Genomic DNA, 9815 nt, shown 5'->3' on the forward strand with positions numbered 1-9815 from the left:
GCAACAGATGCGGATGGCGATGGTATTTGTGATACGATAGATCCCGATCCAAATAATCCATGTAATCCAGATAGTGCAGATGAAGATGGTGATGGTTATTGCGATGCAATAGATCCAAACCCAACAGATCCATGTATTCCAGATGCAACAGATGCCGATGGTGATGGTATTTGTGATACGATAGATCCTGATCCAAATAGTCCATGTGATCCAAATGCATTAGACACCGATGGCGATGGCGTATGCGATACAGTAGATCCTGACCCAACAGATCCGTGTAGTCCAAATGGAGCAGATACCGATGGTGATGGCGTATGTGATGCGATCGATCCAAATCCAACGGATCCATGTATACCAAATGGAACAGATGTAGATGGAGATGGTATTTGTGATACGGTAGATCCAGATATAACAGATCCATGTCCAATAGGAGCACCAGATGCGGATGGCGATGGTATTTGCGATGCCGTAGATCCCGATCCAGCAGATCCATGTGTTCCAAATGGAACGGATAGTGATGGCGATGGTGTTTGTGATAGTGTTGATCCTGATCCAAATGATCCATGTAGCCCAGATAATACAGATGCAGATGGCGATGGCGTATGTGATACTATAGATCCCGATCCAGCGGATCCATGTAACCCAAATAGTAGTGATGAAGATAATGATGGTGTTTGTGATACGGTAGATCCAGATCCAACAGACCCATGTAATCCAGATAGTGCAGATGCAGATGGCGATGGTATTTGTGATACAGTAGATCCCGATCCAGCGGATCCATGTAATCCAAATAGTAATGACGAGGATAATGATGGCGTTTGTGATACTGTTGATCCCGATCCAACGGATCCATGTGTACCAAACAATACAGATGCAGATGGCGATGGTATTTGTGATACGGTAGACCCTGATCCAGCAGACCCATGTAATCCAAATAGTAATGATGAGGATAACGATGGTGTATGTGATACCGTAGATCCCGATCCAACAGATCCATGTATACCAAATAACACAGATGCAGATGGCGATGGCGTTTGTGATACAGTAGACCCCGATCCAGCAGATCCATGTAATCCAAATAGTAATGATGAGGATGGTGATGGTGTATGTGATACAGTCGATCCAGATGTAACAGATCCATGTAGCCCAGATAGCGCTGATGCAGATGGTGATGGAATCTGTGATACGATAGACCCCGATCCAGCAGACCCATGTAATCCAAATAGTAATGATGAAGACGGTGATGGCGTTTGTGATACCATAGACCCAGCACCAAGTGATCCATGTATACCGGATAACACGGATGCAGATGGCGATGGTGTATGTGATACGGTAGACCCCGATCCAACGGATCCATGTATACCTAATGCAACAGATATAGATAATGATGGCGTTTGTGATACAATAGATCCCGATCCAACCGACCCATGTAATCCAAATGTAACGGATAGTGATGGTGATGGCGTATGTGATGTGATTGATCCAAATCCAGCAGATCCATGTATCCCAAATCCATTTGCAATAGCCACAGGGGATTGTGATGGTGATGGAATAAGCAATGGTTCAGAATACGATGCAGACGGAGATGGAAACGGACCAGACGACTCAGATGGAGATGGTATTCCAGATGTCTTAGATACTGATGATGATGGCGATGGAATTCCAACCAGCGAAGAGGTTGGTACTGATCCAACGAGTCCAACCGATACCGATGGAGATGGAACACCAGATTATTTAGATACCGATAGTGATAATGACGGAGTATCCGACCTTATAGAAGGCGGAGGCGATCCTAGTCTAGATGCTGATAATGACGGTGTGATTGATGATCAAACTGATACCGATGGTGATGGACTGGCAGATTCAGTAGATCCAGATAATGGAGGAACTTCATCAACAGGACCAGATAGTGACGGCGATGGACTTCCAGATTACCAAGACTTAGATAGTGATGGCGATGGTATCAATGATGTAGATGAAGCAGGAGGAACAGATACCGACGGAGATGGTCAAATAGACACAGGAGACTTGGTAGATGGAAACAATCTACCAGACACTGATGGCGATGGAACCCCAGATGTTGAAGAGCCAAACAATCCAGATTTGCCAGGTAACTTAGATTTAGATGGCGATGGCGTAATTGATGATCAAACAGATAGTGACGGTGATGGTATTGCAGATTCAGTAGATGGCTTAGTTGGCTTTGGAGATGCAGAACAAACCGATACAGATGGCGATGGTATTGCAGATATCCATGATTTAGATTCTGATAATGATGGAATCTTAGATAGCGTGGAGCAAGATGGTGATCCAAATAGAGATACCGATGGCGATGGTATTCCAGATCATTTAGATTTAGATAGTGATGGCGACGGAATCTTAGACATTGTAGAAAGTGGCCAAGATGCAGCGACACTTGATGCAGATGGAGATGGAATGTTAGATAGCACAGTAGATGCTGATAACGATGGTATTGTAGATACGGCTGATAATGATGATAATGACATCAATGCAGGTGGAAGTACTACACCAACGGATAGTGACGGCGATGGAATGCCAGACTTCCAAGATACCGATAGTGATAATGACGGCGTATCCGACCTTATAGAAGGCGGAGGCGATCCTAGTTTAGATACTGATAATGATGGTGTGATTGATGATCAAACCGATACCGATGGCGATGGACTGGCTGATTCAGTAGATCCAGATAATGGAGGAACTGCATCAACAGGATCAGATAGTGACGGCGATGGACTTCCAGATTATCAAGACTTAGATAGTGATGGCGATGGTATCAATGATGTAGATGAAGCAGGAGGAACAGATACCGACGGAGATGGTCAAATAGACACAGGAGATTTGGTAGATGGAAACAATTTACCAGACACTGATGGAGATGGAACCTCAGATGTTGAAGAGCCAAACAATCCAGACTTGCCAGGTAACTTGGATTTAGATGGCGATGGCGTAATTGATGATCAAACAGATAGTGATGGTGATGGTATTGCAGATTCAGTAGATGGTTTAGATGGTTTTGGAGATGCAGAGCAAACCGATACAGATGGCGATGGTATTGCAGATATTCATGATTTAGATTCTGATAATGATGGAATCTTAGATAGCGTGGAGCAAGATGGTGATCCAAATAGAGATACCGATGGCGATGGTATTCCAGATCATTTAGATTTAGATAGTGATGGCGACGGAATCTTAGACATTGTAGAAAGTGGACAAGATGCAGCGACACTTGATGCCGATGGAGATGGAATGTTAGATAGCACAGTAGATGCTGATAACGATGGTATTGTAGATACAGCTGATAATGATGATAATGACATCAATGCAGGCGGAAGTACTACACCAACGGATAGTGACGGCGATGGAATGCCAGACTTCCAAGATACCGATAGTGACAATGACGGAGTATCCGATCTTATAGAAGGCGGAGGCGATCCTAGTCTAGATGCTGATAATGACGGTGTGATTGATGATCAGACCGATACCGATGGCGATGGACTGGCAGACTCAGTAGATCCAGATAATGGAGGAACTGCATCAACAGGACCAGATACTGATGGAGATGGACTTCCAGATTACCAAGACTTAGATAGTGATGGCGATGGTATCAATGATGTAGATGAAGCAGGAGGAACAGATACGGACGGAGATGGTCAAATAGATACAGGAGATTTAGTAGATGGAAACAATCTACCAGACACAGATGGAGATGGAACTCCAGATGTAGAAGAACCAAACAATCCAGACTTGCCAGGTAACTTAGATTTAGATGGCGATGGCGTAATTGATGATCAAACAGATAGTGACGGTGATGGTATTGCAGATTCAGTAGATGGCTTAGTTGGCTTTGGAGATACAGAACAAACCGATACTGATGGCGATGGTATTGCAGATATCCATGACTTAGATTCTGATAATGATGGAATCTTAGATAGCGTGGAGCAAGATGGCGATCCAAATAGAGATACCGATGGCGATGGTATTCCAGATCATTTGGATTTAGATAGTGATGGCGATGGAATCTTAGACATTGTAGAAAGTGGCCAAGATGCAGCAACACTTGATGCCGATGGTGATGGAATGTTAGATAGCACAGTAGATGCCGATAACGATGGTATTGTAGATACGGCTGATAATGATGATAATGACATCAATGCAGGCGGAAGTACTACGCCAACGGATAGTGACGGCGATGGAATGCCAGACTTCCAAGATACCGATAGTGATAATGACGGAGTATCCGACCTTATAGAAGGCGGAGGCGATCCTAGTTTAGATACTGATAATGATGGTGTGATTGATGATCAGACCGATACCGATGGCGATGGACTGGCTGATTCAGTAGATCCAGATAATGGAGGAACTGCATCAACAGGACCAGATACCGATGGCGACGGACTTCCAGATTACCAAGACTTAGATAGTGATGGCGATGGTATCAATGATGTAGATGAAGCAGGAGGAACAGATACCGACGGAGATGGTCAAATAGACACAGGAGATTTAGTAGATGGAAATAATCTGCCAGATGAAGATGGCGATGGAACTCCAGATGTAATAGAACCAAATAATGATGCCTTACCAGGAAGTTTAGATGCCGATGGCGATGGCGTTATTGATGATCAAACGGATAGTGACGGTGATGGTATTGCAGATTCTGTTGATGGTTTAGAAGGTTTCGGAGATGCCTTGACTACCGATACCGATGGAGATGGTATCGAAGATTTATATGATCTAGATTCTGATAATGATGGAATCTTAGATAGTGTAGAACAAGCGGGAGATCCAAATAGAGATACCGATGGCGATGGTATTCCAGATCATTTAGATTTAGATAGTGATGGCGATGGTATTTCTGATCTAATAGAGAGTGGCCAAGATGCAGCGACACTTGATGCCGACGGCGATGGAGTACTTGATAGCACAATAGATGCCGATAACGATGGTATTGTAGATACAGCTGATAATGATGATAATGATGTAGCTGCAGGCGGAAGCACTGATCCAGTAGATACCGATGGCGATAGTAATCCAGATTTCCAAGATTTGGATAGTGATAATGATGGTATTTCGGATTTAGTAGAAAGCGGTTCAGATCCTAATTTAGATATTGATAATGATGGTAAAATAGATAGTACCACGGATAGTGACGGTGACGGTATGGTAGATTCAGTAGATCCAGATGATGGAGGAAGTTCTCCTGATGTCACAGATACTGATGGCGATGGTACTCCAGATTATCAAGATTTAGATAGTGATAACGATGGTATTAGCGATCTTCAAGAAGGAGGAAGTGATACGTCATTAGATAGCGATGGTGATGGTATGATTGATGATGTTACCGATACCGATGGCGATGGTATGGTAGATTCAGTGGACCCAGATAATGGAGGCGATGTACCTGATACGCCAGATTTAGATGGTGATGGAACAGCAGATTACCAAGATATAGATGATGATGGCGATGGTATCTTAACCTTAGAAGAGGATGTTGATGGCGATGGAGATCCAAATAATGATGATACCGATGAAGATGGTATTCCAGATTATTTAGATACCGATGATGATGGTGATGGTATTGATACGGTTGACGAAAATGCAGACAATAATGGCGATGGTACTCCTGATGATGCCTTAGATACCGATGAGGATGGAACCCCAGATTATTTAGATCCAGATACATTGCCATGTTTAACTGTTTACAATGAGTTTACACCAAATGGAGATGGTCAGAATGATACGTTTGTCATTTCATGTATTGGAGAAGAGATGTATAAGAACAACCGCTTAGAAGTTTATAACCGTTGGGGGAATCTAGTATATAGTAAAAATAGGTATGACAATAGCTGGACAGGAGAATCTAATGGACGTTTAAATGTTCAGGTAGATGAGCAGTTACCATCAGGAACTTATTATTATGTAATAGATTTAGGCAATGGTGCTAAACCAAGAACAGGTTGGATTTATATTAATAGAAACTAATCCCGTTTTGTATCAAAGAAAGATGTTTAAAAAAGAAATAAAAACAAATTATTAACTTATATGCTCAAAAGTGATTTTAGAAATGTTCGGTTTCTAGGGTGCTTTTGAGCTTAAGAGTATAGAAAAAGAAATAAAGGAAGGTAGTGAAAGAGTGCTCTATTAGACGAAGCAACAAGTTGTTTTATCGAAGGATATTTGGATATTACCGCCTTTGATAAGAATTATACTAGGTAAAAAATTACTTTAGTCCATAAGGGAACTATCGATTTTAAAGAGAATTTTTAGGAATGAAGTATTGAAAAAGAGATGTTTAGTATGATGTTTAGACAACGATTAAGATAAGATCAAAAGTATAAAAAGATGAATAAGATAGTACAGAATCTGTTAATACTAAGTTTAGTAATAAGTAGTATTACCCTTTACGGTCAACAAGATCCTCATTTTACACAGTACATGTTTAATACGATGAGTGTGAATCCTGCATATGTTGGATCTAAGGGGCATGGAGTAATTAATTTATTAGGTCGCGCACAATGGGTAGGAGTTGAAGGAGCACCTCAAACGCAAACCTTGAGTTATGATACACCAATAGGTTATAGTGGTGTTGGATTAGGAATTAATTTAGTAAATGATGTCATAGGACCATCACGAGAGACTTACTTAGATGCTAATGTATCTTATACGGTTCGTACTACCGATGAAGCTAATTTAGCCTTTGGGATGAAATTAGGAGGACGTTTTTTCAATATTGATTGGACTAAGGGAATCTATCGCGATAAAGATGATTTACAATTGGCCTCACCGATTAATAGGTTTTTACCGACCATAGGAGCAGGAGTTTATTATTACACCAACAATTGGTATGTAGGATTGGCTGTACCCAATATTTTACGTACCGAGCATTATGATGATGTAAGTGGAGGCGGAAGTGTTGCAGTAGAACGTATGCACTACTTTTTTATAGCAGGATATGTATTTGATTTAAGTGAAAGTATAAAGTTTAAGCCAGCTTTACTAACTAAAGTTGTAAGTGGCGCACCATTATCCTTAGATGTTTCGGCAAACTTTTTATTTAATGAGAAGTTTCGAGCAGGAGTTGCTTGGCGTTGGGATGATTCTATTAGTGCTTTGTTAGGATTTCAGGTAAGTAGATCATTACAAATCGGCTATGCATATGATTTAACAACATCGAATTATAGCAATTACAATTCAGGGACACACGAGGTTTTATTACGATATGAAATGTTTAGACCTCAAACAGTGAAATCACCAAGATTTTTTTAATAGAAGATAAGGAAACAAAAACAGGAGAATATGAAACGCATCATTGTTATACTGTTATTATTAGGAGTTTGTTTTACCAGTTATGGTCAACGTCGTTATGCGGCTGATCGTTACTTTAAAGAATTTGCCTATAGTAAATCAGCAGAGTTATACCAGCAGCTATATGATAAAGGAGATCAGTCTTACCAGGTTATCAGTAGGTTGGCAGACTCTTATTATTTTACATCCACTTATACAAAGGCCGAAGATTCATATAAGAAACTTATGGAGCAGTATGAAGGAGTAGCTTCACCAGAACATTTCTTTCGATATGCTCAGGTATTAAAGAGTAATGGGAATGTACCAGAGTCAGACAAATGGCTACTTAAATTAAAGAGTTTAAAAGGAGATGATAGCAGGGTGTTGGCTTTAGAGGCCAATAAGCAATACTTTTCAGAATATACTAACAGACCCAAAACCTATGTAAATATTCATAATTTGGCAATCAACACAAAATATTCAGATTTTGGAAGTTTTGTTGATGGAGGCTACTTATATTTTTCATCAACCAGAGCAGATTCAGAGAATAAGAAATTATACAAATGGAATAATCAACCATATTTAAATATCTATAAATCTGAAGAACAACGGTTACAAGAAGGAGGGAGTTTGGATGTAGGCGCTTCGGAAAAAATAGAATCGTTAAGTAGCAAGTTCCATGAATCGAATGCTATTATTAGCAAGGATGGAACTACATTGTACTTTACTCGAGATAATGCTTCAGGAAATATAGAGAAGACAGCTAAATTAAAGATTTATCGAGCCAAAAAGCAATATGATGATACTTGGGGAGCAATAGAAGAGTTACCTTTTAATAGTGATGATTATTCATCAGGTCACCCTTCATTGAGTGCTGATGAGGGAGCACTTTATTTTGTATCAGACATGCCTGGTGGTTATGGAGCAACGGATTTATACCAAGTATCGATATCAGAAGATGGAACTTTTGGAGAACCGGAGAATTTAGGAAAAACCATTAATACAGAAGGAAGAGAGATGTTTCCATATATTGGATCGAACAATCGCTTATATTTTGCCTCTGATGGACATTTAGGATTAGGAGCTTTAGACATTTTTGAAAGTAAGTTGGAAGGATTAGGTTATGGAGAACCTGTAAATTTAGGAGCACCGATCAATGGTCCTTTAGATGATTTTAGTTTTATTATAGACAAAGACCGAAAGGCGGGCTATTTTTCATCGAATAGAGAAGGAGGAAAGGGAGATGATGATATTTATAGTTTTAGAATTTACCAATGTAAAGAGGCTATTAGCGGAGTTGTTAGTGAAAACAAAACAGGCACTCCAATCTCAGGAGTATCAGTACGATTAATCGATGATAAAGGAGAACCGATTTCGGAACAAATTACAAGTTCAGATGGAGGATATAGCTTTACAGAAATAGATTGTGAGCGCAAGTATATTGTGGTAGCATCCAAACCTGAATATCTTCAGAATCAGTTAGAACAAACTACTTTAGATATTGATAAGAAACAATTACAAGCAAACATTGCTTTAGAATCATTAATAGTGGAAGATCAAATCGTAATCAATCCCATATATTTTGATTTCAATTTAGAGAGTATAAGAGCAGATGCGGAATATGAATTAGAACATATTGTAAGTGTAATGAAATCCTATCCAGAAATGATCATTCGAATAGAATCACATACAGATAGCAGAGGAACTTCAGCATATAATAAAAGTTTATCACAAAGAAGAGCAAATTCAACAAGAGACTATATTGTATCAAGAGGAATTTCCTTAAATAGAATAGAAAGCGCTGTTGGCTATGGAGAACGTCAGTTATTAAACAACTGCGGGGAAGATTGCACAGAAGAAGAGCATGAACAAAACAGGCGATCTTACTTTTTTATAGTCAAGGGAGCTGATAACGTTAAATCGAGTAATTAATAGAACTCGTAATTAGTCTTATCTTAATTCGTAGAGTCATATTAGAAATAATATGGCTTTTTTGTTGCAATCTTTTGATTTATAGAGGAATATATTGTTTTTTAATTGTGAGGTTATATTGAAATTTACTATATTAGTGGTTATATAATTAAAGGTGAAATGAAAGAATCATATTATCCTTAATTAGTTAACCGAATACCTACTACATAATTTAAGATAAAACGATATCCCATACCCCAATGGGAGTGATTAATCAGGACAACTATCAAATAATGAAACGTAAAAATTACCCCCAAAACTACGCAAATTATTCATCCATTTATCGACATTTATTCACTACGGAAACATAGATAAATACAAACATTTATTTCTCAAATAACTAGAAGAACTAGAGATAGTCTATTGGCTTAATGTGGCCTTTTTTGAAGTGTTGTTTTTATGTTAAACTGTATGTATTCAGCAGTTTATCGTTACATTTTGTTCTTTCAACTAAGAAAGCTACGATTTACCGCATTATTATCTAGTTTAATGAACTGGTAGTCCCTACCAAGAATGAAAAAATCATAATTAAAAATTACAAT

Annotated in this window: 3 protein-coding genes; all 3 read left to right on the top strand. The window is 39.3% G+C overall.

Features of this window, described 5'->3' with window-relative positions:
* Window positions 1-6000: T9SS type B sorting domain-containing protein (locus BLW23_RS11075; RefSeq protein ID WP_143032151.1), on the top strand; the 6000-nt coding region annotated here is incomplete at its 5' end.
* Between the two features lie 360 nt (window positions 6001-6360).
* Window positions 6361-7284: a PorP/SprF family type IX secretion system membrane protein gene (locus tag BLW23_RS11080; RefSeq protein WP_093668386.1), complete on the top strand. Its 924-nt coding sequence runs from the start codon at window positions 6361-6363 to the stop codon at window positions 7282-7284.
* A gap of 30 nt (window positions 7285-7314) precedes the next feature.
* The gene (locus BLW23_RS11085; RefSeq protein WP_093669818.1) at window positions 7315-9234 is read left to right on the top strand and encodes an OmpA family protein; all 1920 of its coding nucleotides are present in this window, start codon (window positions 7315-7317) and stop codon (window positions 9232-9234) included.
* Window positions 9235-9815: the final 581 nt, after the last annotated feature.

Origin of the sequence: Tenacibaculum sp. MAR_2009_124, from assembly GCF_900105455.1 — a bacterium.
Classification (GTDB): domain Bacteria; phylum Bacteroidota; class Bacteroidia; order Flavobacteriales; family Flavobacteriaceae; genus Polaribacter.

Excerpts from the sequence above, each read along its gene's own strand:
- BLW23_RS11080 (WP_093668386.1), top strand. The coding sequence starts at position 6,361 with ATGAATAAGATAGTACAGAATCTGTTAATACTAAGTTTAGTAATAAGT.
- BLW23_RS11085 (WP_093669818.1), top strand. The coding sequence starts at position 7,315 with ATGAAACGCATCATTGTTATACTGTTATTATTAGGAGTTTGTTTTACC.